The organism is Rathayibacter sp. AY1E3 (assembly GCF_002932235.1).
Lineage (GTDB): Bacteria > Actinomycetota > Actinomycetes > Actinomycetales > Microbacteriaceae > Rathayibacter.
The window spans coordinates 1-20,592 of record NZ_PSVN01000021.1 but is presented as its reverse complement, the minus strand read 5'-3'; the positions used below and the strand labels follow the sequence as shown (position 1 = coordinate 20,592).

Sequence of the window (20,592 nt, the reverse complement as noted above, 5' to 3'; positions counted from 1 at the left end):
TCGTGCCCTGATGGTTAGTACACTAAGGATATGACGCGGAAGAAGACCGGCTCCCTCTACCAGCGCTTCAACGCGCGGCTGTTCCCCTGGATCGGCCCGCCGCCGCTCGGCCCGTACGACCAGCCCGAGCAGGAGGCGCCCGCGGGGCAGGCGTGCCCGCTCTGCGGTCGGCCGATGTCCGAGCACGTCATCGACCGCTCCGGTCCGCGCACCCAGCTGTACTGCCCGAGCGACCCCTCCTGAGTCGCACGCCCCCGTTCGGGGGTCGGGGGCTTCGGGCGGCGGGGGCGGATGATGAGCGCATGTCCCGTCTGAGCCCCACCGCCGCCCGCGTCGTCCAGTACAGCCGTTTCGGCGACGCGGACGTCCTCGAGATCGTCGAGGTCGAGCGGCCGAAGCCCGGGGCGGGCGAGGTGCTGGTCGAGGTGCTCTCCGCCGGGGTGAACCACATGGAGGCGTTCATCCGGCAGGGCCAGTTCGACTCCGACCACTCCGCGGCCTTCCCGATGCGCCAGGGCACCGACTTCTCGGGCGTCGTCGTCGCCCTCGGCGAGGGCGTCACCGACATCAAGCTCCGCAGCGACGTGGTCGGCCACGCGCTCGTCGGCTCGCACGCGACCCACGTCGTGGTGCCGCGCCGCAACCTCGTCGCCAAGCCCGCCTCCGTGAGCTGGGAGGTCGGCGGCGCGCTGTTCCTCGCCGGAGTGACCGCGTGGCGTGCGCTCGAGGCCACGCACGTCGGACCGGACGACACCGTCCTCGTCTCCGCCGCGGCCGGAGGAGTGGGCAGCCTCGAGATCCAGCTGGCGAAGCTCCGCGGCGCGACGGTGATCGGCACCTGCGGCGAGCGCAACTTCGACTACCTCCGCCAGATCGGCGTGAAGCCGGTGGTCTACGGCGACGGGATCGCCGACCGCATCCGGGCCGCGGCGCCCGGCGGGGTCACGGTGTTCCTCGACAACTTCGGCGGGGAGAACGACGCCCTCGCCGACGAGCTCGGCATCGCGGCGGGCCGCTTCCACTCCAGCGACGACCGCAAGGAGATCGAGCTGCGCGCCGTCTGGCCCGACGCCGAGACCGCCCAGCGCGACACCGAGATCCTCGGCGAGCTGGTCGGCCTCGTCGGCGAGCAGAAGCTGCGGGTGCTCGTCTCGGGCTTCTACCCCTTCGACCAGGTGCAGGACGCCTTCGACGACCTCGAGAAGCGGCACTCGCGCGGCAAGATCGTGCTCGGCATGAACCCGGTGGACCCGGCGAAGGTCACCAAGGCGCGCGACATCCACGAGGCCGGCCGCTAGCCGCACCGTCCCGGCGGCTGTCCGGGCTGCTCTCCGGGCGGCCACAATGGGGCCGTGGCGCGCGGACGCCCGGGAGGAGTGACGCGATGGAGGAGCCCGTCGTCGCGATCGTCTGGATCGTCTCGTTCGTGGTGGTGACCGTCCTGGTCACCGGGCTGTCGGGGCGGGTGAACTGGTCCGCTCCCGTGGCGCTCGTCGCCGTCGGGGCCCTCGCCTCCTTCGTCCCCGGGATCCCGGAGGTGGTGGTCGAGCCGGACGTGGTGCTGTTCGGGATCCTGCCGCCGCTGCTCTACGCGGCGGCGATCCGCACCTCCGTCCTCGACGTCCGCGCCCGCGGCGACAGCATCCTCCTGCTGTCGGTCGGGCTCGTCGTCTTCACGGTCGCGGTGGTCGGCGCGGTGGCCTGGATGGTCGTCCCGGCGATCACGGTCGCCGCGGCCCTCGCGTTCGGCGCGATCGTGGCGCCCACGGACGCGGTGGCGGTCACGGCGATCGCGGGGCGGCTCCGCCTGCCGCGGCGCATGCTCACGGTGCTCGAGGGCGAGAGCCTCCTCAACGACGCGACCGCACTGGTGGCGCTGAACGCCTCCCTCCTGGCGATCGTCAGCACGGTCACTCCCGGGCGCATCGCGCTCGACTTCGTGCTGGCCGTGGCAGTGGGCGGCGGAGTCGGGATCGGCATCGCCGTGCTGCTCGGGTTCGTGCGCAAGCAGGTGCAGTCGTCCGTGCTGGACACGAGCCTCTCGCTGGTGACGCCCTACGTCGCGTTCATCCCGGCGCAGCTGCTGCACGGCTCCGGGGTGCTGGCGGTCGTGGTCGCGGGGCTCTACCTGGGCTACCGGGCGCCGGTCATCCAGTCGGCGCAGGCGCGGATCGCGGAGTCGCTCAACTGGCGGACGATCCAGTTCCTGCTCGAGAACGCGGTGTTCCTCTTCATCGGGCTGAGCCTCTCGTCGGTGGTGGAGGCGACGGCCGACTCGGGCATCGGGGTCTGGCAGACGGTCGGCATCGGCGCGGCCGTGCTCGCGGCGCTGGTCGGGAGCCGCGTGGCCTGGATGTGCATGACGACGCTGCTGTTCCGGCACGGTCCGCGCCGGCTGCAGCAGCGCGGGTGGACCTGGCCGACCGCGATCGGGGTGTCGTTCGCGGGCATCCGCGGCGTGGTCACCCTCGCCGCCGCGTTCCTCCTGCCCGCGGAGACGCCGCAGCGCGCGTTCCTGCAGTTCCTCGCCTTCATCGTGGTGGCGGGGACGCTCGTCGAGGGGCTCGCGCTCCCGCGGCTCGTCCGCGCCCTGAAGCTGCCGGCCCCGAACGAGATGCAGGAGCACGTCGAGAAGCAGATGCTGCTCGCCGAGGCGCAGGCCGCCGGCCTCGCCCGGCTCGACGCGGAGCCGCAGGACGGAGTGGAGGACCGCGTGCTCGACCGGCTGCGGCGGAATGCGACGTTCCTCGCCGACGCCCTGGAGAACCCTCCGGAGGGCGAGGGCGTGGAGCCGCTCCCGCAGGCCTACAACCGGCTCCGGCGCGTGATGATCGCGGCCGAGCGGGAGGCGGTGCTCCGTGCGCGCTCCGAGGGGCGGTACCAGGAGCCGGCGGTGGTGAGCGCTCTGGCGTTCCTCGACGTGGAGGAGGAGGCGCTGGCGGTCGGGCGGCAGTAGCGCCGGGAGGGCGGGGACCCCGGGCGGGATCCCCGCCCTCCCGGCGCTGAGGTGTCCGGGCTCAGCCCAGGGTGGAGCGGACCGAGGCGCGGGCCTCGTCGAGCGCGGCGCGCAGGGCGTCGACGCTCGCGGTCGTCACGGATCCCGAGGAGGCGGCGGTGCGCAGCTCCGCGCGCAGCTCGTCGCGGAACTCGGTGAGCAGCACCTCGGCGTCGCGCAGGGCGATCCGCGAGGCGGTGCGCGCGTCGGGCGAGGCCGGTGCGGCCTGCTCCGGCGCGGGCTGCTCGGAGGGGGTGCCGGACGTGTCCTGCGGGCGCGGCTCCTCGGCGGAGTGCTCCGGTCGGCGTCCGGGCTCCCGCGAGTCGCGCGCGGCGCTGGCCAGGTCGGCGCGGAGGCTCTTCATCGCCTCCGCGACGCCGAGGCGGACCTCGTCGGCGAGCCGGCGGACGGAGTCGGTGAGCTCCTCCTCGATGTCGCCCAGGTCGGTCGCGCGGTTCGCGAGCTCGGCGCGGCCGGCGTCGGTGATGGAGTAGACGGTCTTGCGGCCGTCGGCCTCCTTCGTGACGAGTCCCTCCTCCTCGAGCTTCGCGAGGCGCGGGTAGACCGTACCGGCGCTGGGCGCGTAGGTGCCGCCGAAGCGCTCGCTGAGCGCCTGGATCAGCTCGTAGCCGTGGCGCGGCGACTCGGCGAGGAGGTTGAGCAGGTAGAGGCGCAGGCGGCCGTGCGCGAAGACGGGGCTCACAGCGAGCTCCCGTCCATCGGGCGGCGGTCGTCGGCGGGGCCGGTGCCGGGAGAGCCCCAGCCCTCGCCCACCGAGGCGGAGGACGCGGCGACGGACCGGCGGACGACGACCACGTCTCCCGAGACGGAGTTGGCGGCGACGTCGACCCACTTCGAGTCGAGCGAGCCCGTGGTCGAGGTGAAGCCCCGGCCGAAGGTGCCCTTGACGACGGAGCCGTCGAGCTGGAGCGTGCCCGAGACGGTGTTGATGCGGTAGCGGGCGCCGAGGCCCTCGTCGACGCGGATCGTGAGGTCGCCGCTGACGGTGTTGGCCTGGATCCGGTCGGGGGTGCCCTCGGCGTCGACGAACACGCTGCCCGAGACGCCGTCGACGGTGAAGCGGGTGAGCTCGCCGGTCGCGGTGACGTCGCCGGAGACGGTGCGCGCGGTGACGCGGCCGGTGTGGCTGCGGACCGAGAGCTCGCCGTGGACGGTGTTCACCTCGATGTCGCCGTGCAGGCCGTCGACGACGATGTCGCCGCCGACCGTCGAGACGCGGGCGTCGCTGTGGAGGCCCGAGACCAGGCCGTCGGCCGAGACGGTGTCGAACTTCAGGTCGACGCCGCGGGGGACGAGGAGGCTGATGTCGGCGCGGTCGCCGCGGCGGCCGAGGCCCTTCACGACGTCGACGATGGTGTCCCAGCGGAGCTGGACGTGGTCGATCTCGAGGCGGTCGCCGTCCATCGAGACCTTGAGCGGGCGGCCGTCGACGCTGTGGACCTCCACGCGAGCGGTCGGCTCGTCGTGGGCGATGACGTCGATCTGGCCGCCGACGAGGGCGACCTTGACCGAGCGGACGACGTCGAGGTCGATGACCTTCGTCTCACCGGCCTGTACGAGCCATTTCTCGAGGGACATGAGCTCCTCCTCCTGCACCGCAGTGCCTTTCTTAAACGCGATACATCGCGAGTGGACGAGAGTCACGATATATCTCGATCGCTGCGGTCGGCAACGGGGCTCGGCCGGTTCCCAGCGTCGAGGGGCCGGGACCGGGGCGGGGCCGAGGCGGGATGAGGCCGGGGGCCGGAGCCGAGGCCGCCGTCGAGGGGGTGAGGCCGCGGCGGGCGCCGTGGTAGACCGGGCGCATGGACCCGATCGCGGCACTCGAGGAGATCGCAGCACTGCTCGAGCGGGAGCGGGCCTCCCGCTACCGGGCGAAGGCGTTCCGCCGCGCGGCCGCGGTGCTGGAGGGGATGGCGTCCGCCGAGCGGGACGACCTCGCCCTCGTGCGGCGGGCCTCCGGGATCGGCGACACGACGTTCACGGTGATCGAGCAGGCGCGGTCGGGCCGGGTGCCCGACTACCTCGCGGAGCTGCGCGGCTCGGCTCCTCCACCCGCGAGCGCGCTGCGGGGACGGCTGCGCGGCGATCTCCACAGCCACAGCGAGTGGTCCGACGGGGCGACGCCCGTCCTCGCGATGGCGGACGCGGCCCGCGCGCTCGGCCACGAATACCTGGCGCTCACCGACCACTCGCCGCGGCTCCGTGTCGCCCACGGTCTCAGCGCGGAGCGGCTGGAGGAGCAGCTCGCCCATCTCGCGGGCCTCGACACCGGGCCACTGCGCCTGCTCAGCGGGATCGAGGTGGACGTCCTCGAGGACGGCGCGCTCGACCAGACGGACGAGCTGCTGGAACGCCTCGACGTGGTCGTCGCGAGCGCCCACTCGAAGCTGCGGCTGCCCTCCCGCGAGATGACCGCCCGGCTGGTCGCGGCGGCCTCGGATCCGCGGACCGACGTCCTCGGCCACGTCACGGGGCGGCTGGTGTCGGGCGAGCGCGGCACCCGCCCGCCGTCGACCTTCGACGCCCGGGCCGTGTTCCGCGCGTGCGCCGACCACTCCACCGCGGTCGAGATCAACGCCCGCCCCGAGCGCGAGGACCCGCCGGACGAGCTGATCGCGGTCGCGCTCGAGGAGGGCTGCCTGTTCTCGATCGACAGCGACGCGCACGCTCCGGGCCAGCTGGGCCTGCTCGACTACGGGGCCGAGCGGGCGGAGCGGCTCGGCGTCCCGGAGGAGCGGATCGTGACCACCTGGCCGGTCGAGCGGCTCCTGGAGTGGACCCGCGGCTGAGGATCCTCGCGCGTTGCGCAGACGAACTGCGGCCATCACCCCCTTGACAGGAGGCCGTACCGCGGGAGGAGATCCGACGCAAGTGGCGAAATCCCAGCCGCCCAGGCGGCATGCTCGGTACCGGTCCGCTCCTCCTGGGCCGCTCCAGCGGTCGGGAGTCGCGCTCCGTCGCACTCTCCACTCCGACAGACCAGGTGAACCATGGCCACGCAGACCGCTCTCGACGCCGTGCGCGCCGCTCCCACTCTGCTCGAGGCCGTCCGGATGGCGGATGAGCTGACGGTCGCCGCGGTGAGCGACGGCGGCGGCCGCGCGGTGCGCCTGCTCACCCGCGCAGCTCTGGACCCCTCGGACCAGCTCACCGCGATCGCGGCCGTGCACTCGCTCGCGCAGGTCTTCGACGAGGAGGCCGACCTCGCGCTGCTGATGCTGCTCGAGGACGAGCGCCCGTACCTCCGCGAGCACGCCGCCTGGGCCTTCGGCGGGCGCCTGCCCCGCCCCGCTGCGCTCGGACCGCTGCTGCGCCTGGTCCGCGACGGCGGCTTCTCCGGCATGCTCGCGCAGCGCACCGTCCTGCTCTGGGCCTCTTCGACCCCCGACCTCGTCGCCGTCGCGCTCGAGGGCGCGCTGCTCGGCGAGCGCGAAGCGGCGGCCCGGGCACGGCTCGTCGAGACCCTGGGCCTCGTGCCCGGCACGATCGCCGAGCGCACCCTCCTGCACGTGGCCGCCGATCGCGCGGAGGGGCTGGAGGCGCGGGCCGCCGCGACGGACGCGCTCGGCGAGCGCGGCTCCGACGACGCCGAGCTCCTGCTCACCGGCCTGGCCGAGGAGGCGGCGCCGATCGGGCCCCTCGCCCGGCTCGCCCTCGGCGACCTCGCCCCCGCACCGGCCGTGGAGGCCGGGCCGACGGTCGCGCAGCTCTTCGTCCACGCCGACATCGACGGCACCCTGACGCGGGTGGGCGCGGGCGACAACGGCGGCATCGCGACCCTGCTGGTGCGCCTGGGCGACTCGCTCGTCGAGCAGGAGGGCATCGACCGGGTGCTCACGCTCTCGCGCGGGACCCCGGCCGAGGCCGAGCGCGCGCTCGGCGAGCTGCCCGACTCCGGCCACGGCTTCGCTCCGGTCCCGTTCGTGGGGCCGCCCGTGGCCATGCCTCAGGCGTGGAGCCGTCGCATCGCCGCCGAGCGCGGCATCCGCCGGATCCTGCGCGCGGCCGGCCGGGTCGACGTGCTGCACCTGCGGATGGCGGACGTCGGATCCCTCGCAGCGGCCGCGGTCGCCCGGGAGCTCGAGATCCCCGTCGTGTTCACCCTCGCTCCGGACCCGCACGCCCTGATCGCGGGCCTGGACGCCTCCGGCGCCCTCACCCGCGCGGACTTCGGCGAGCGCGACGCCGCCGAGCACTTCTGGTTCCGCGTGCGCCTGGTGCAGCGCCTGGCCGCCGACGCCGCGCACACCGTCCTCTTCCCGCGGGAGGAGCTGGCCGCGACCATCCGCGAGCTGATCGGCGTCGACATCACCGCGCACCCGGAGCGGCACACGATCGTCCCGGAGGGGATCGACGTCGGCCTGGTCGAGCGCGGCGAGGCGGCCGCACGGGCCTCCGCCGCCGGTGAGCCGGTCGCGCTGGACGAGGGCGGGGACCTGGCCTCGCTCGACCTCCTGCTGGAGGAGCTGCCCGAGCACCGCCGCGGCCTCCCGCTGCTGCTCAGCGTGGGCCGCCTGCACCGGGTGAAGGGGATGGCGGCGCTCGCCGAGGCCTGGGCGTCCGACCCCTCGCTCCGGGAGCGCGCCAACCTGCTCCTGGTCGGCGGCGACCTCGCCGACCCGAGTCCCGACGAGCGCGAGCAGCTCGACCGCATCCGCGCCGTCGCGTCCGACGGGCTGCTCCTGGCCGGCCACCGCCCGAACGGGACCGTGGCCCGCTGGCTCGGCGCGATCCGGCACGGCCGACCGGGGCTCTCTGCTCCGGGAGGCGCCTACGTCTGCGCGAGCGTCAAGGAGGAGTTCGGCATCGCCCTCCTCGAGGCGCTCTCCGCAGGACTGGTCGTCGTCGCTCCGGCGACAGGCGGGCCCGCGACCTACGTCGAGGAGGGGGAGACCGGCTTCCTGGTCGACACCGCCGACCCCGCGGCGCTCGCCGCCGGCGCCGCCGCCGCACTGGATCTCGCAGGAGGGCCTCTCGGCGAGCACGCCGCGGCCCGCGGGCGTGCGATGGTCGCCGAGCGCTACACGGTGCAGGCCATGGCTCATGCCCTCTCGGGCGTCTACGCGCACGCGACCGCGGACCAGGAGCGTCCTCTCCGCTCGCCGCTCGTGCTGGGGGCCTCGTGACCCTGCTGATCATCAGCCCCGACTACGCGTCGCACCTGCTGCCGCTGGCGACCCTCGGCACGGCGTGGCAGGAGGCGGGCGAGCGCGTCGTCGTGGCCACCGGCGACGCGACGCGCTCCATCGTCGACGGCTTCGGATTCGAGCACATCGCGCTCCGGCTGGGGCGCGGCTCCAACCCGGGCACGATCCGCGCGGAGGAGCAGGCGCCCGACGAGGGCGCGTCCCTCCGCGGCTTCTTCGACGCCACCCGGCGCGGGATGGTCCCGACCCTCGCCTACCAGGCGCGGGAGCGGCTCACCGACCTGCTCTGGGATCCGGCCGGCGTCGCCGCGCGCCTGCGCGTGATCCTCGACGAGGTGCAGCCCGACGCGATCGTGGTCGACCACCTCGCCTTCACCGCGCGCGTGGCGCTGAAGGCACTCCGCGTGCCCTACGGCGACGTCGTGCTCGGCCACCCCAGCGCGCTCACGGTGCCCGGCGAGGTCTACGGCTTCCCCCCGGTCTGGCCGGACGCCTTCGCTCCGGAGCCGGACGACCTCGATGCGCTCCGCGCCCTCTGCGAGCGTGTGCGCGACTCCTTCACCGCGGAGTGGAACGCCGCCCTCACCACCCTCGACCCCGGGGCGGCGCCCAGCGCCGACGCCTTCGCCGAGAGCGGCGACGTCCTGCTGCTCAACTACCCGGGCGAGCTCCACGACTCGGCCCGCACCGCTCAGCTGCCGCCGCACGCGTTCCTCGGCTCCGCCGTCCGCGAGGAGCCCGATGACGGGGAGGTCGAGGAGTGGCTCGCCGCGTCCGAGGATCCGGTCGTCTACGTGAGCTTCGGCAGCTTCCTCTCGGTGCGCGACGACGTGCTCGCCCGGGTCGTCGAGGCCCTGGCCGGTATCGAGGTCGGGGGCAGGCCCGTCCGCGTGGCTCTCGCCTCCGGCGCGACCGAGCGCTCGGCCCTGGGCGAGGTCCCCGAGGGCTGGCTGGTCCGCGGCTTCCTGCCGCAGGTCGCGCTCCTGCGCCGGGCCGCGCTCGCGGTCAGCCACGGCGGCAACAACAGCGTCACGGAGGCGATGACCGCGGGCGTGCCGCTCGTCGTCCTGCCGTTCTCGACGGACCAGTTCGCGGGGGCGGCCGCGCTCGAGGACGCCGGGTTCGCCGCCGTGCTCGACCCCAATGCGGCCTCCGGGGGAGAGCTCGCGGAGGCTGCGCGGCGGATGCTCGCACTCGACGCTCCCGCCCGGGAACGGCTGACGGCGCTCGCCGAGGCCCTCGCCCGCGAGACGGGACCGCAGCGGGCCCTCTCCGCCCTGAGCGGAGCGACCGTCCAGCGCTAGCCTGGGCCGATGGTCGAGCCGACACCCCGGGACGCGCCCCTGCGCGCCGAGCGGGACGCCGCGCGGGCGGACCCGATGCTGAGTGCTCTCGGACCGTTCGGGCGCTTCGAGGGGATCGTCCCTCCGCTGTTCGAGGCGGTTGTGCGGATCCTGCACCCCTCCGACGACCCGCCCCGGCGGTGGCGCGAGGTCGCCGAGCGGGAGGGGACGCTCCTGCATCCGCTCGCGCAGTGGGACTCGCTCACCGGCGAGCATCCCGACGAGTACGCGGAGCCCCGCCTCGGAGTGCTCCCGCTCGACGAGCTCGCGGCCGTCGCCGCCGTGCTCGCGGAGCACACGAGCGCTCCCGAGGACTGCCTGGCCGTGTTCTGGGAGGGGTTCGGCGTGCTGAGCGGCGGGTCGCGAGTCCTGATCTCCCGCTCGGACGCCTCGGACGAGCTGCCCGAGTGGATGAGCGACACCCGGCCGACCGGCTGGGAGCACCCCGAGACCGCCGCCGCGGCGACGGTAGAGCTGCCGGGGCGGGAGGGGCCTCTGCTCTCGCTCGACGTCAGGGTGCTCGAGGACACCGCGTGGGCGCGCTCGGCGGGCTTCGCCGACGCCTCCGGGCTCGTCGTGCAGACTCCGCTCGCGCTCTGGCCGGAGGACCGGGCCTGGTACCTCGCGAGCGAGGTCGACTTCGACTCGACGCTGATCGGCGGCTCGCGCGCCCTCGTCGACGACCTGCTGCGGCTCTCCGCCGCGGGGCGGATCGAGGCGCTCCTCCTGCCGGATCAGGTGGACCTCACGAGCACCGGTGACCGGCTCAACCCGAGGCGGCGGTGACGGAGTGAGCGACGAGGACGACGAGCGCTGGCTCGTGGTGAAGGGCCGCCGATGGCGGCGCACCGACCCCTCTCTGCCGGAGGACGTGGTCGCCGGCCTCACCTCGCACCTCGGGCGCGGGCGCTCGGGAGTGCGCTCGGCCAGGATGCACGAGGACGCGGAGGCGGAGGCGCTGGCGCGCAGGAGGGTCGGGCTCGCCAAGCACGGGCTGGGCGAGCGCGGACCGGCATGGTGGGACGAGCCCGAGGCCGATCGGCTCGAGCGCGCCCGCGAGGCGCTGCGGGCGCTCGAGGAGCTCGACGCTCCGGAGGACTGACTCGGCTTCTGCATCCCCCGAGCGTGCTCGTCGGGCGAGGCGGGCGGGGAGTGCCCGAGCGGATCCGGGGAGAGCGCGCGGAACCGCGGCCTGTGGAGGAGGACCGCTTCCGCCGAGGCCGCCCGCCGAGGCCGCGAGCCGAGCCCGCCCGCCCCTAGCGGAACCTCACCACGAAGCCGTCCTCCGGCCCGGTCGGGAAGCTCTGCAGGCTCACGCGCAGATCCTGCCCGTCCTCGACGTCGTACGGGTGCCCCGCGGCCAGGAGCTCCAGCGCCGCGGACAGCAGGTCGACGGTCGCCGGCTCGCCCGGGCACCGGTGGTCGCCTCCGTAGTGCCCGCCGCCCTGGGCGATGAAGCCGTTGCGGTCGACCGGTGACCGGAACCGCTCCGGATCGAAGCGGCCCGGCGCCTCCCAGTGCGAGCCGTGGTCCGTCGCGTAGAGGTCGAGCAGCATCCACTGCCCTGCGGGAAGCGTCTCGCCGCGGAAGTCCAGCTCCCGGCGGGCCCTTCCTCCGACCATCGGGAAGAACGGGTAGAAGCGCCGCACCTCGTTCGCGAACGCGACGCGCTCCTCCTGGTCGGCGAGCCGCTCCCGCCACTCCGGATGCCGGTGCAGCGCGAGCGCCGCCAGCACCACGAAGCGCCCCACCGCGACCGTGGGCCGCAGCAGGTTGATCAGCTCCACCGCGGCGACCTCGACGGGGAGGAGGCCGCCGTCCTCCTTCTCGTGCGCGATCCGGTGCAGGGGAGTCGGGGAGGGTCCGGCCGTCCGGTTCGCCTCGATCAGGCCGCGCGCCCACCGCTCGGTCGAGCGGCGGCGGAGTCGCGCGGCCCAGTTGGGCGGGCCGAAGCGCCCGGCGTTGTCGATCATCGCCCGGAGCTCGTCCGTGCGCCGCAGCACCTCCTCCTCGTCGGCCTCGATGCCGGCCCACGACAGGACCGCGCGGCCCAGGACCTCCGCGGCGACGTCCTGGAGGCGGACCCGCTCGCCCGTCAGCCGGGCGGCGGACGCCTGCCACTCCCGCGCGAAGGCCGAGACCAGCCTCGACCGCTGCTCGGGCGTCTCCACCAGATCCAGGAACATGCGCTTCCGCCGCCGGTGCGGCTCGTCCTCGAGGGTCTGCACGCTGCCCTCGTCCTGCAGGAGGTGCAGCACCGAGCCGGGCAGCGCGCCCTCGCGGTCGAAGCGCCCGCCCTCGTAGAAGAAGCGCGCCGCCTCGATGCCGCGCGCCATGATCACGGGCCGTCCGAGGATCCGGGTGCGGAACGCGTCCGCGCCCACGTCGTCGAAGCGCCGCGTCCCGAAGAGGTAGCCGTCGGCGAGGACGGCCGCGCTGCTGTCGACCGCGGGGAGGACGGGGATCGAGGCGGCGATCAGCCGGCCGATCCCTCGGTGTCGTCGCCCTCGGCCTGCGAGGGCTTGTCGACGCCCGCGTCGTCGACGTGGTCGTGGTTCTGCGGGTTCTCCTGCGGCTGCTCGGTCCGGTCGGTCATGGTGCTCCTCTCGCGTCGGCGCGGTGCGCGCCTCGCGGCCACGGTAGGAAGAGCGCGGCGGACCCGGGTACCCCGTTGACTCGCGGGGGAGGGGCGGGCAGACTCCGCCGCCCTCAGCGCCTCCGCAGGAGGATCGGCGCGGTCGCCCAGACCACCGCGAGCAGCAGCAGCACGCCTCCGCCCGCCCAGAGGCCCGCCGGCCCGCCCAGCACGACGTCGAACACGAAGCCCACGACTCCGACGAACAGCAGCGATCCCGCCGCGAGGCACACCGTGACCACCCGGTTGCCGAACCGCACCAGCTCGGCCTTCCTCCGCCGCTGGAACAGCAGCCGGTGGGCGATGACGGGCGCCAGCGCCAGGATCGTGACGCACGCGGCGAGCAGGACGAGCACGAGGTAGAGCGCCACGTCGGGCGGCGCGAGGTCGGCGAAGCGCTGCTGGAAGCACAGCGTCAGCAGGAAGCCGCCCAGGATCTGCGTGCCGGTCTGCACGACCCGCAGCTCCTGCAGGATCTCGTTCCAGTTGCGGTCGGATCGCTCCTCCACCGTCTCGTCGCGACCGGAGTCGGGGGCGGAGGGGTCGACGGGTCGGTCGCTCATGGGACGAGGGTAGAGCTCAGGCGAGCAGGGACTCCGCCAGCGAGATCGCCCCGCGCACCCCGGACTCGTCGCCGAGGGCCGGGCGCACGATGCGGATCCGCCCGCCGCCCGTCCCCGTCGCTCCGGGCGCGCCCATCAGCCGCTCGACCTCGGCCTCGACCGCGGGGACGAGCCCGGGCGTCTTCGACACGCCTCCGCCGAGGACCGCGAGCCGCACGCCCGTGACGTAGGCGAGCGTCGTGACGAGCTGCGCGAGGTAGTAGGAGCTGAAGCGGAGGTTCGCGGCCGCCTCCTCGGGGCCGAGGCGGGAGCCGTCGACGCCCCAGCGCGCCGAGATCGCGGGACCGGCGACCAGGCCCTCGAGGCAGTCGCCGTGGAAGGGGCAGGTGCCGGCGAAGCCGTCCTCGGGGTGGCGGCGGGGCAGCAGGTGCGCGACCTCGGGCCAGCCGCTGCCGGCGAGGAGCCGTCCGCCCGCGATCACGCCGCCCCCGACTCCGGTGCCGACCGTCAGATAGACGAAGTCGTCGACTCCGGCTCCGGCGCCGCAGCGGGCCTCGCCCAGGGCGGCTCCGTTGACGTCGGTGACCAGCGCGAGCCGGGCGCCCGGTGCGGCCGCGCCGATCGGGCCGAGGACGTCGGTGCCCTCCCAGCCGAGCTTCGGCGTGGAGGTGAGGTGCCCGTAGGTCGGGGAGCCGGGGTCGATGTCGAGCGGGCCGAAGGAGGCGACGCCGACCGCGGCGACGGTGCCGTCGACTCCGTGGCCGCTGACGAAGCCGGCCAGATCGGCGAGAGTCTCGGCGGGCCCGCGGGTCGGCAGGGTCGTCGTCGCGAGGATCTGCTCGGGATCAGCGGCGTCGGCGACCGCCGCGACGACCTTCGTGCCCCCGGTCTCGATGCCGACGAGGAGGGGACGGTCGGCGGTGGCGCTCATGGATCTCCAGGGCTGGTGCGGTGCGTCTCGGGTCTCAGCAGGCGGACAGCGAGCGCACCTGCGCCGACAGGGTCAGGGGGCTGCCGAGGAGCAGCACCTGATCGAGGTCGTGGCCCTGCATCTTCACACGGGTGCTGCGCGGCAGGCAGGTCGGCTCGCTGAGGTAGAGCGGGGCGCCCTGCTTCGCGGCGACCGGGCCCACGGCCAGCGCGTCGGCGAAGCCGGTGGCGGTGGCGAGGTAGACGGTGTCGCCCAGCTCGGACGGCGGGAAGACGTCGTTGAGGCGTCGGCTGGTGTCGTGGCGGTCCGTCCCGGCGATGCGCGACACGGTGCCGGCGATCTTCGCGGCGCGCAGGTCTGCCTCGACGGCGGTCGAGATCGACGGCGCACCGCCGAGCAGCTGCACGGAGGAGGGGTCGAGTCCGGCGAGGGTGTCACGGGTCGGCTGGTCGAGGCGCGAGCGGGCGCCGTCGACGAGGAGGACGGGCTCGGCGCGGCGGCCGGCGATCGGCGCGACCGAGAGGGCGTCCGGGAAGTTGGTGCCGGTCGCGACGAAGACGTTCTCGTAGCTGCCGTCCGGGAAGGCGTCCTCGACGATCCGGCGCGAGGTGTCGTAGCGGTCGACGCCCTCGATGCGCTCGGTCGGGATCCCGAGGGCCCTCACCTGCTGGAGCACCGACTCGCTCACGGAGAGGGCGCTGCCGACCACGACGATCCGCTGCGGGGCGAGGCGGCGCAGCTCGGTCGCCACCACGGCGGGCAGGACGCTCGGGTCGGTGAGCAGGAGGGCGCCGCCCTGCTTCGCGGCGGCGGGGCCGGCGCTCAGCGCGTCCGGCCAGTTCGCTCCGCTGGCGAGGTAGACGACGGGGGCGCCGTCGGCGAATCCGGAGGCGGTCACCGCGACGGCGGTCGCGTACCGGTCGGTCCCGGCGAGGCGGGCGACGTCGGAGGAGTAGGCCGACGGGAAGAAGTCGATGCCGCTGCGGCCGCCCGGCGGCACGGTGACGACCGCGCGCTCGTCGAGGCGGGCCAGGCGCGAGAAGTACTGGTCGTCGTAGGCGGGGTACCCCGGCTCCACGAGGCGCAGGAGGTAGTCGCCGGCGGGCAGGGCGAGGTCGCCCGTGTCCCACGCGCGGGCGGCGCCGGGGGCTCCGGTGACGGGGACGGTGTCGAGCAGCGAGTACGTCCCTCCGTCGACCCACCAGGCCTGCACGTCGAAGGAGGGGGAGGAGACGCCGGGGACCGCGTCGGCGGTGATCGATCCGGACAGCTCGGCGGTGCGCAGGAGGGAGATGGCGACGGACTCGTCGGTCCCCCGGGTCGTCCTCGCGGCCTCGGCGACCGGGGTGTCGCCGAACCAGGTCGGGTACCAGTCGTCGCTGCCGATCAGGTTCGCGCGGACGGTGAGGGGCTCGCCGCCGGGAACGGGGAGGGAGAAGTCCGCGCCCGTGTTCGCCTGGGCGACCACGTCCCCCTCGGCGTCCTCGACCTGGACGTAGAAGTACGGGTTCTCGGGGGCGGGGTGCTCCTCATCGGCGTCGCGGAGCGCGATGGTGCCGGAGAGGACGACCTCGGCGGCCGCCTCCTGCGCGGCGCTCGCGCCCGGGAGATCGGGGGCGGCGACGGCCGGACCGGCGGCGAGGCCGGCCAGCAGGAGAGCGGAGACGCCGATCGCGGCGAGGGGGCGTGCGGGCACGGCGGGCCTTTCGGCAGGATCCGCGGGAGGCCGCGGCGGACACGGTGTCTGAATGCTAGCCGCCGCCCGCCTCCGGGCGAGGGCGGGTGTCGGCGGGATGGGCCCCCGTCCGGGGGACGATGGTGGTGGATTCCCGGGGCCGCCGGAGGAGTCCGCGCGAGCAGGCTCCCCCGGCGGCCCGGGTCGGATCCCCTACTTGACGACCGCTGCGGTGGCGGCGGAGGTGCGCGTCGCCGTCGTGTAGTCGGCCTTCTTGCCGGTGACGGTCACCGTGATCTTCTTCCCCACCGTGGCGCTGGTCGGCTTGTAGGTGGCGGAGGTCGCCCCGGAGATCGCGGTGCCGTTCGCCTTCCACTGGTATGTGAGGGCCACCGGCGAGGGACCCCACGTGCCCGGCTTGGCGGTCAGGGTGGAGCCGACCTTCGCGGTGCCGGTGATCGCCGGGGTCGCGGCGGAGAGGGTTCCCGCCACCACGGCGCTCGTCTTCGCGGAGGTCTTCGTCACGGCGGTGAATCCGGACTTCGACCCCGTGACCGTCACGGTGATCGTCTTCCCGAGAGTGGCGCCGGTCGGCGTGTACGTCGCGGACGTCGCCCCGCTCAGAGCGGTGCCGTTCGCCTTCCACTGGTAGGCGAGGGCGACGGGGGAGGGGCCCCAGGTGCCGGGCTTCGCGGTGAGGGTCGAGCCGACCTTCACCGTGCCGCTGATGGTCGGCGTCGCGGCGGTGATCGCGCCGCCGGTCACGGCAGCGGTCCCGGAGGAGACCCGCGTGGTCGAGACGTAGCCCGACTTCGAGCCCGTGACGGCGACGGTGATCACCCTGCCCGCGTCGCCCGCGACCGGACGGTATGTGGTGCCGGTCGCCCCGCTGATCGCGGTGCCGTTCGCGCGCCACTGGTAGGCGAGGGCGACGGGGGAGGGACCCCAGGTGCCGGCGCTCGCCGTGAGCGTCGAGCCGACCGCGGCGGTGCCGGTGACGGTCGGAGTCGCGGCGGTGAGGGCGGTGCCGCCGATGCGCACGACGGTCGAGATGGCCTCGCTCTCGCCTCCGGCGTTGATCGCGCTGACGCTCATCGTGTAGGCCGCGCCCGCAGCGAGATGCGTGAACGTGAAGGAACGGGCTGTGGCGGCAACGGTCGTCGACCACGGTCCGGCTCCCGCGTTGTCCACGCCGTTGCGCGAGACGCGGTAGCCGGTGACGCCCGGGTTGCCGGGCCAGGTTGGAGGTGTCCACGAGATGGTCGCGGATCGCTCGCTGTCGTTTGTTGAGCCGGTGACGCGGGTGGGGGCGGACGGAGCTACATACGGGTCGGCGGTCTGGACGAAGGTCGTCGGGGAACTGCTGCCGAGCGCGTTGATGGCCTGGACGGTGAAGGAGTAGGACGTATTGGGCCGGAGGTTCGTGAAGGTCTGCGAGCGGCGGTCGGCCGAGACGACGGTCGACCAGGGGCCGCTGCCGGCCGCGTCGGTGCCGTTGCGGCTGACTCTGTAGCCCGTGATGGGGCTGCCGCCGTCGTAGTACGGTGCGTTCCACTCGATCGTGATGGACGTTCCAGTGGAGTAGGCGTCACGTCCGCTGGGCGAGTTCGGTGCGGAGATCTCGGCTCCGAATGTGGCGCAGGACGCGGGGGAGTCGGAGTATGTGCCGTACTCCGACTCGTAGCTCCTCTCACTCACTGACGAGGCCCAGACGCAGAAGACATAGCGATGGATGGGCAGGTACGGGAAGTTAAACGCTGTGTCCGTCGATGCGAGGTGCCCGTCGAAGCGGTCTTCGTCAGAGGGGTCGTCTGACGACTCCAGATCGTCGATCGTGTAGTGGTATCCGTCGAAGTTGCAGGTTTCGCCGCGAGCAGACGGCCGCTCCCACCGGGCGGTAGCGAGGTAGGCGGACGGGTCCGCCGCGACCCGCAGATCCCCTGGGGCCGGGACGTCCCAGAAGTGGAGGAACGAGGTCTCGCTCGGCGCGCTCTGAGTGGACGATGCAGCAAGCGCAACGCCGTCGGAGCCGCCGATGAAAGGGGCCCGGAGATCAGAGACGCTGGATACCTGGAAGAGGTACTCGTCCTGACCCCGAGGAATGTCGATCGTGGTGGACGCGGTCTTCCCCGTCTCAACGAGTCTCACTGAATAGTAATTCCCGTAGTTCTCCTGGTCGTAGTAGTTCGTGTAGCGGCCGTACACGTGGATCCGATATCCGGCCGTCGCTGACGCGGACGGCGTCCAGGAGACGGTGACCGCATCGGTGCAGTCGTTGTCGGTCACGGTCACGTTCGTCGGCGCAGTCGGCGAGCCCGCGGCCTGGGCCGGGGTCGCGACGAAGAGGGAGAGGAGCAGGGCGAGGAAAAGGGAGACGCTGAGGGTCTTCGTTCGCATGGAGGAGAGCATCCGGATTCGTCGGAGCGAGAAGGCCGACGACTGTCGGGCCGGAGGGATCGTCCCATGCCGCTTATCGCTGCACTAAGTCCCCCATTCAGGGCGGAATTCGACGGATTCGACAGATGTCATCAGCGCGATGACAGGCGAGAGGGAGAAGGCCTTCTCCCCGAGAGGCGCAACGACCTCCCTTCGAAGGCCCCTGCCTGAGGGCGAGAGAAAGGAGCCGCGACGGCATCACAGCACCCCGCGCGAGAGCCGCGGCGGTTTCCCGCGCCGGACCCGCCTTTCACGCGCGTTCCGTGCGCTCCACGGCGAGAACCGCACGATCGGCGCGTGCAAGACTGGGCGCGAGCGTGCTCCATCCCGCTGCGTCATGCGCGGGGCACGGAGCCACTGGACCCGGTCCGCTCATCCGCATCCTTTCGCAGGAGGACTCGAATGACCGATACCGCCGTGCTCGCCGAGGCACCCGCCCGAACCGCCGTCGCGAAGACGATCCTGATGTGCCGTCCCGAGCACTTCACCGTCGTCTACCGCATCAATCCGTGGATGGACCCGCAGGTCCCCACCGACACCTCCCTCGCCGTCCGGCAGTGGCAGACCCTCTACGACACCTACGCCGACCTCGGCTTCACGATCGAGCTGATCGAGCCCGAGGCCGGACTGCCGGATATGGTCTACGCGGCCAACGGCGGATTCGTGATCGACGGCATCGCCTACGGTGCCTCCTTCACCTACCCCGAGCGCCAGCCCGAGGGCCCGGCGTACATGGACTGGTTCCGCTCGGCCGGCCTCGACGTCCGCGTCCCCGAGGAGGTCAACGAGGGCGAGGGCGACTTCCTCCTCGTCGGCGAGCGGATCCTCGCCGGCACGGGCTTCCGCTCCGCCTCCGACTCGCACGCCGAGGTCGCCCGCGTCTTCGGCCGCGAGGTCGTCACGCTCGAGCTCGTGAACCCGTCGTTCTACCACCTCGACACCGCGATCGCCGTGCTCGACGACACGAACATCGCCTACCTTCCGAGCGCGTTCAGCGAGGAGGGCAACCGCACCCTCCGCGAGCTCTACCCCGACGCGATCCTCGTCTCGGAGGAGGACGCGTCCGTGCTCGGGCTCAACTCCTTCTCCGACGGCCTCAACGTCGTCATCGCCTCCCGCGCGACGGGCTTCGAGCGCCAGCTGCGCGAGCGCGGCTACAACCCGATCGGCGTCGACCTGTCCGAGCTGCTGCTCGGCGGCGGCGGCGTGAAGTGCTGCACGCTCGAGCTGCGCCGCTGACCCACTCCCCGTGGTCGGCGACGCGCAGCGCCGACCCACCCTCCACTGTCCACGATCCGTCGCACTCGACGCCGAGTGCGACGACTCCTGGAGAGTCGATCGTCCCCTCAGGAGGAACGACATGAGCATCACCGACACCGACACCGCCCGCTCCGCCGCCCTCATCGCCGCGGAGGAGGAGCACGCCGCCCACAACTACCACCCGCTGCCCGTCGTCGCGGCCACCGGCGACGGCGCCTGGATCACCGACGTCGAGGGCGTCCGCTACCTCGACTGCCTCGCCGCCTACTCCGCCGTGAACTTCGGCCACTCGCACCCGGTGCTGCTGGAGGCGGCCCGCGAGCAGCTCGGACGCGTCACCCTCACCAGCCGCGCGTTCCACAACGACCGCCTCGGCCCGTTCGTCACGGCGCTCGCCGCGCTCGCCGGCAAGGACATGGTCCTGCCGATGAACACGGGCGCGGAGGCGGTCGAGTCGGGCATCAAGGTCGCCCGCGCCTGGGGCTACCGGGTCAAGGGCGTCGCTCCGGGCCGGGCGAACATCGTCGTCGCGGCGGGCAACTTCCACGGCCGCACGACCACGATCATCTCGTTCAGCGACGACGCGGAGGCGCGCGACGGCTTCGCTCCGTTCACGCCCGGATTCCGCACGGTCCCGTTCGGGGACGCGGAAGCCCTCGAGGCCGCGATCGACGACGACACCGTGGCGGTGCTGATCGAGCCGATCCAGGGCGAGGCGGGCATCGTCGTGCCGCCGGCCGACTATCTCCCGGCCGTCCGCGAGATCACCGCGCGCCGCAACGTCCTCTTCATCGCCGACGAGATCCAGTCCGGCCTCGGCCGCACCGGCGCCACCTTCGCCTGCGACCTGGTCGGAGTCGTCCCCGACGTCTACCTGCTCGGCAAGGCGCTCGGCGGCGGCATCGTCCCCGTCTCGGCCGTGGTCGCGGACGCCGACGTGCTCGGCGTCCTGCAGCCGGGCCAGCACGGCTCCACCTTCGGCGGCAACCCGCTCGCCGCCGCCGTCGGCCTCGCAGTCGTCGAGATGCTAGAGACCGGCGAGTACCAGGCCCTCGCCCGCGAGCGCGGCGCCCAGCTGCACGCCCGCCTCGAGGCGCTCATCGGCCGGGGAGTGGTCGCCGTCCGCGGCGCGGGACTCTGGGCGGGAATCGACATCGACCCGGGGCTCGCCTCGGGCCGCGCCGTCTGCGAGGCCCTGATGGCCCGCGGAGTGCTGGCCAAGGACACGCACGGCTCGACGATCCGCCTGGCGCCGCCGCTCGTGGTCACCGCTGCCGAGATCGACTTCGCCGTCGACGAGCTGGAGGCCGTGCTCGAGTCGCTGCGCTGAGGCGCACCGTCCTCCCTCCGCGAGGTGCCGCTCCGGTCCGCGACACGCCGTGTCCGGCGTGCCCGAACGGCATCCCGCGGGAGGGGGAGGGGCGTGTTGAGACGGGACGTCTCGATGTCGCGGCAGGCCGTCGCCGCTCTGCGATACTCGCGCGATGAGCACACCTCTCCCGCCGGAGAACACCCCGCCCTCGTCCCCCGACCAACCCGCCGCAGGCCCCGCCTACGGCACGGCGACCCTCCCTCCCCGCCCC

At 73.6% G+C, this 20,592-nt stretch carries 17 protein-coding genes; 10 read left to right on the top strand and 7 right to left on the bottom strand.

What is annotated here, in order from left to right; all coding sequences use genetic code 11:
• Positions 1-30 precede the first annotated feature (30 nt).
• The 3 genes from C5C53_RS14520 (at position 31) to C5C53_RS14510 (ending at position 2,956) form a co-directional block, all read left to right on the top strand.
• The gene (locus C5C53_RS14520) at positions 31-243 is read left to right on the top strand and encodes a hypothetical protein (protein ID WP_104223750.1); all 213 of its coding nucleotides are present in this window, start codon (positions 31-33) and stop codon (positions 241-243) included.
• 59 nt (positions 244-302) lie between these two features.
• Positions 303-1,298 carry an NADP-dependent oxidoreductase gene (locus tag C5C53_RS14515; RefSeq protein ID WP_104223749.1) on the top strand — a complete coding sequence of 332 codons (996 nt, stop codon included), beginning with the start codon at positions 303-305 and terminating at the stop codon, positions 1,296-1,298.
• An 86-nt stretch (positions 1,299-1,384) separates the two neighbouring features.
• Positions 1,385-2,956 carry a sodium:proton antiporter gene (locus C5C53_RS14510; protein ID WP_104223748.1) on the top strand — a complete coding sequence of 524 codons (1,572 nt, stop codon included), beginning with the start codon at positions 1,385-1,387 and terminating at the stop codon, positions 2,954-2,956.
• A 61-nt stretch (positions 2,957-3,017) separates the two neighbouring features.
• Here C5C53_RS14510 and C5C53_RS14505 read toward each other — a convergent pair whose 3' ends face one another.
• Both C5C53_RS14505 and C5C53_RS14500 read right to left on the bottom strand, forming a co-directional pair.
• On the bottom strand, positions 3,018-3,698 hold the full coding sequence (locus C5C53_RS14505) for a PadR family transcriptional regulator (protein ID WP_104267862.1): 681 nt from the start codon (positions 3,696-3,698) through the stop codon (positions 3,018-3,020).
• Complete coding sequence (locus C5C53_RS14500; RefSeq protein ID WP_244230533.1) at positions 3,695-4,594, bottom strand: hypothetical protein; 900 nt, start codon at positions 4,592-4,594, stop codon at positions 3,695-3,697. The genes C5C53_RS14505 and C5C53_RS14500 overlap by 4 nt, the downstream gene beginning before the upstream one ends.
• A 227-nt stretch (positions 4,595-4,821) precedes the next feature.
• On the opposite strand from C5C53_RS14500, the gene C5C53_RS14495 reads away from it, so the two are divergent.
• The 5 genes from C5C53_RS14495 (at position 4,822) to C5C53_RS14475 (ending at position 10,611) form a co-directional block, all read left to right on the top strand.
• Positions 4,822-5,808 (top strand): PHP domain-containing protein, encoded by a 987-nt coding sequence (locus C5C53_RS14495; RefSeq protein ID WP_104226828.1) that lies wholly within the window; start codon positions 4,822-4,824, stop codon positions 5,806-5,808.
• Between the two features lie 201 nt (positions 5,809-6,009).
• Positions 6,010-8,145, top strand: coding sequence for a glycosyltransferase (locus C5C53_RS14490; RefSeq protein WP_104267861.1), 2,136 nt, complete (start codon positions 6,010-6,012; stop codon positions 8,143-8,145).
• Positions 8,142-9,470 carry a glycosyltransferase gene (locus C5C53_RS14485; RefSeq protein WP_104250806.1) on the top strand — a complete coding sequence of 443 codons (1,329 nt, stop codon included), beginning with the start codon at positions 8,142-8,144 and terminating at the stop codon, positions 9,468-9,470. The genes C5C53_RS14490 and C5C53_RS14485 overlap by 4 nt, the downstream gene beginning before the upstream one ends.
• A 9-nt stretch (positions 9,471-9,479) precedes the next feature.
• On the top strand, positions 9,480-10,295 hold the full coding sequence (locus tag C5C53_RS14480; protein WP_104250807.1) for a hypothetical protein: 816 nt from the start codon (positions 9,480-9,482) through the stop codon (positions 10,293-10,295).
• A gap of 4 nt (positions 10,296-10,299) precedes the next feature.
• The gene (locus tag C5C53_RS14475; protein ID WP_104256066.1) at positions 10,300-10,611 is read left to right on the top strand and encodes a biopolymer transporter Tol; all 312 of its coding nucleotides are present in this window, start codon (positions 10,300-10,302) and stop codon (positions 10,609-10,611) included.
• Between the two features lie 154 nt (positions 10,612-10,765).
• On the opposite strand, the gene C5C53_RS14470 is transcribed toward C5C53_RS14475, so the two are convergent.
• The 5 genes from C5C53_RS14470 to C5C53_RS14450 all read right to left on the bottom strand — a co-directional run bounded on the left by C5C53_RS14470 (position 10,766) and on the right by C5C53_RS14450 (position 17,710).
• Positions 10,766-11,893 (bottom strand): cytochrome P450, encoded by a 1,128-nt coding sequence (locus tag C5C53_RS14470; RefSeq protein WP_104267860.1) that lies wholly within the window; start codon positions 11,891-11,893, stop codon positions 10,766-10,768.
• Positions 11,894-12,218: 325 nt separating this feature from the next.
• Positions 12,219-12,707 carry a DUF6328 family protein gene (locus C5C53_RS14465; protein ID WP_104226834.1) on the bottom strand — a complete coding sequence of 163 codons (489 nt, stop codon included), beginning with the start codon at positions 12,705-12,707 and terminating at the stop codon, positions 12,219-12,221.
• Positions 12,708-12,723: 16 nt separating this feature from the next.
• On the bottom strand, positions 12,724-13,638 hold the full coding sequence (locus tag C5C53_RS14460) for an ROK family protein (protein WP_104267859.1): 915 nt from the start codon (positions 13,636-13,638) through the stop codon (positions 12,724-12,726).
• Between the two features lie 34 nt (positions 13,639-13,672).
• Positions 13,673-15,334, bottom strand: a complete 1,662-nt coding sequence (locus tag C5C53_RS14455) for a cell wall-binding repeat-containing protein (protein ID WP_104267858.1) — start codon at positions 15,332-15,334, stop codon at positions 13,673-13,675.
• Between the two features lie 192 nt (positions 15,335-15,526).
• Positions 15,527-17,710, bottom strand: a complete 2,184-nt coding sequence (locus tag C5C53_RS14450) for a fibronectin type III domain-containing protein (RefSeq protein ID WP_181127778.1) — start codon at positions 17,708-17,710, stop codon at positions 15,527-15,529.
• A gap of 441 nt (positions 17,711-18,151) precedes the next feature.
• On the opposite strand from C5C53_RS14450, the gene ddaH reads away from it, so the two are divergent.
• Together ddaH and rocD are read left to right on the top strand one after the other, a co-directional pair.
• Complete coding sequence (gene ddaH / locus C5C53_RS14445; RefSeq protein ID WP_104267856.1) at positions 18,152-18,988, top strand: dimethylargininase; 837 nt, start codon at positions 18,152-18,154, stop codon at positions 18,986-18,988.
• Positions 18,989-19,109: 121 nt separating this feature from the next.
• On the top strand, positions 19,110-20,339 hold the full coding sequence (rocD, locus tag C5C53_RS14440) for an ornithine--oxo-acid transaminase (RefSeq protein ID WP_181127777.1): 1,230 nt from the start codon (positions 19,110-19,112) through the stop codon (positions 20,337-20,339).
• Positions 20,340-20,592 lie beyond the last annotated feature (253 nt).

Coding starts and splice junctions, on each gene's coding strand:
- C5C53_RS14480 (WP_104250807.1), top strand. CDS start 9,480: ATGGTCGAGCCGACACCCCGGGACGCGCCCCTGCGCGCCGAGCGGGAC.
- C5C53_RS14460 (WP_104267859.1), bottom strand. CDS start 13,638: ATGAGCGCCACCGCCGACCGTCCCCTCCTCGTCGGCATCGAGACCGGG.
- C5C53_RS14495 (WP_104226828.1), top strand. CDS start 4,822: ATGGACCCGATCGCGGCACTCGAGGAGATCGCAGCACTGCTCGAGCGG.
- C5C53_RS14500 (WP_244230533.1), bottom strand. CDS start 4,594: ATGTCCCTCGAGAAATGGCTCGTACAGGCCGGTGAGACGAAGGTCATC.
- C5C53_RS14465 (WP_104226834.1), bottom strand. CDS start 12,707: ATGAGCGACCGACCCGTCGACCCCTCCGCCCCCGACTCCGGTCGCGAC.
- ddaH (WP_104267856.1), top strand. CDS start 18,152: ATGACCGATACCGCCGTGCTCGCCGAGGCACCCGCCCGAACCGCCGTC.
- C5C53_RS14520 (WP_104223750.1), top strand. CDS start 31: ATGACGCGGAAGAAGACCGGCTCCCTCTACCAGCGCTTCAACGCGCGG.
- C5C53_RS14450 (WP_181127778.1), bottom strand. CDS start 17,710: ATGCGAACGAAGACCCTCAGCGTCTCCCTTTTCCTCGCCCTGCTCCTC.
- rocD (WP_181127777.1), top strand. CDS start 19,110: ATGAGCATCACCGACACCGACACCGCCCGCTCCGCCGCCCTCATCGCC.
- C5C53_RS14490 (WP_104267861.1), top strand. CDS start 6,010: ATGGCCACGCAGACCGCTCTCGACGCCGTGCGCGCCGCTCCCACTCTG.
- C5C53_RS14510 (WP_104223748.1), top strand. CDS start 1,385: ATGGAGGAGCCCGTCGTCGCGATCGTCTGGATCGTCTCGTTCGTGGTG.
- C5C53_RS14515 (WP_104223749.1), top strand. CDS start 303: ATGTCCCGTCTGAGCCCCACCGCCGCCCGCGTCGTCCAGTACAGCCGT.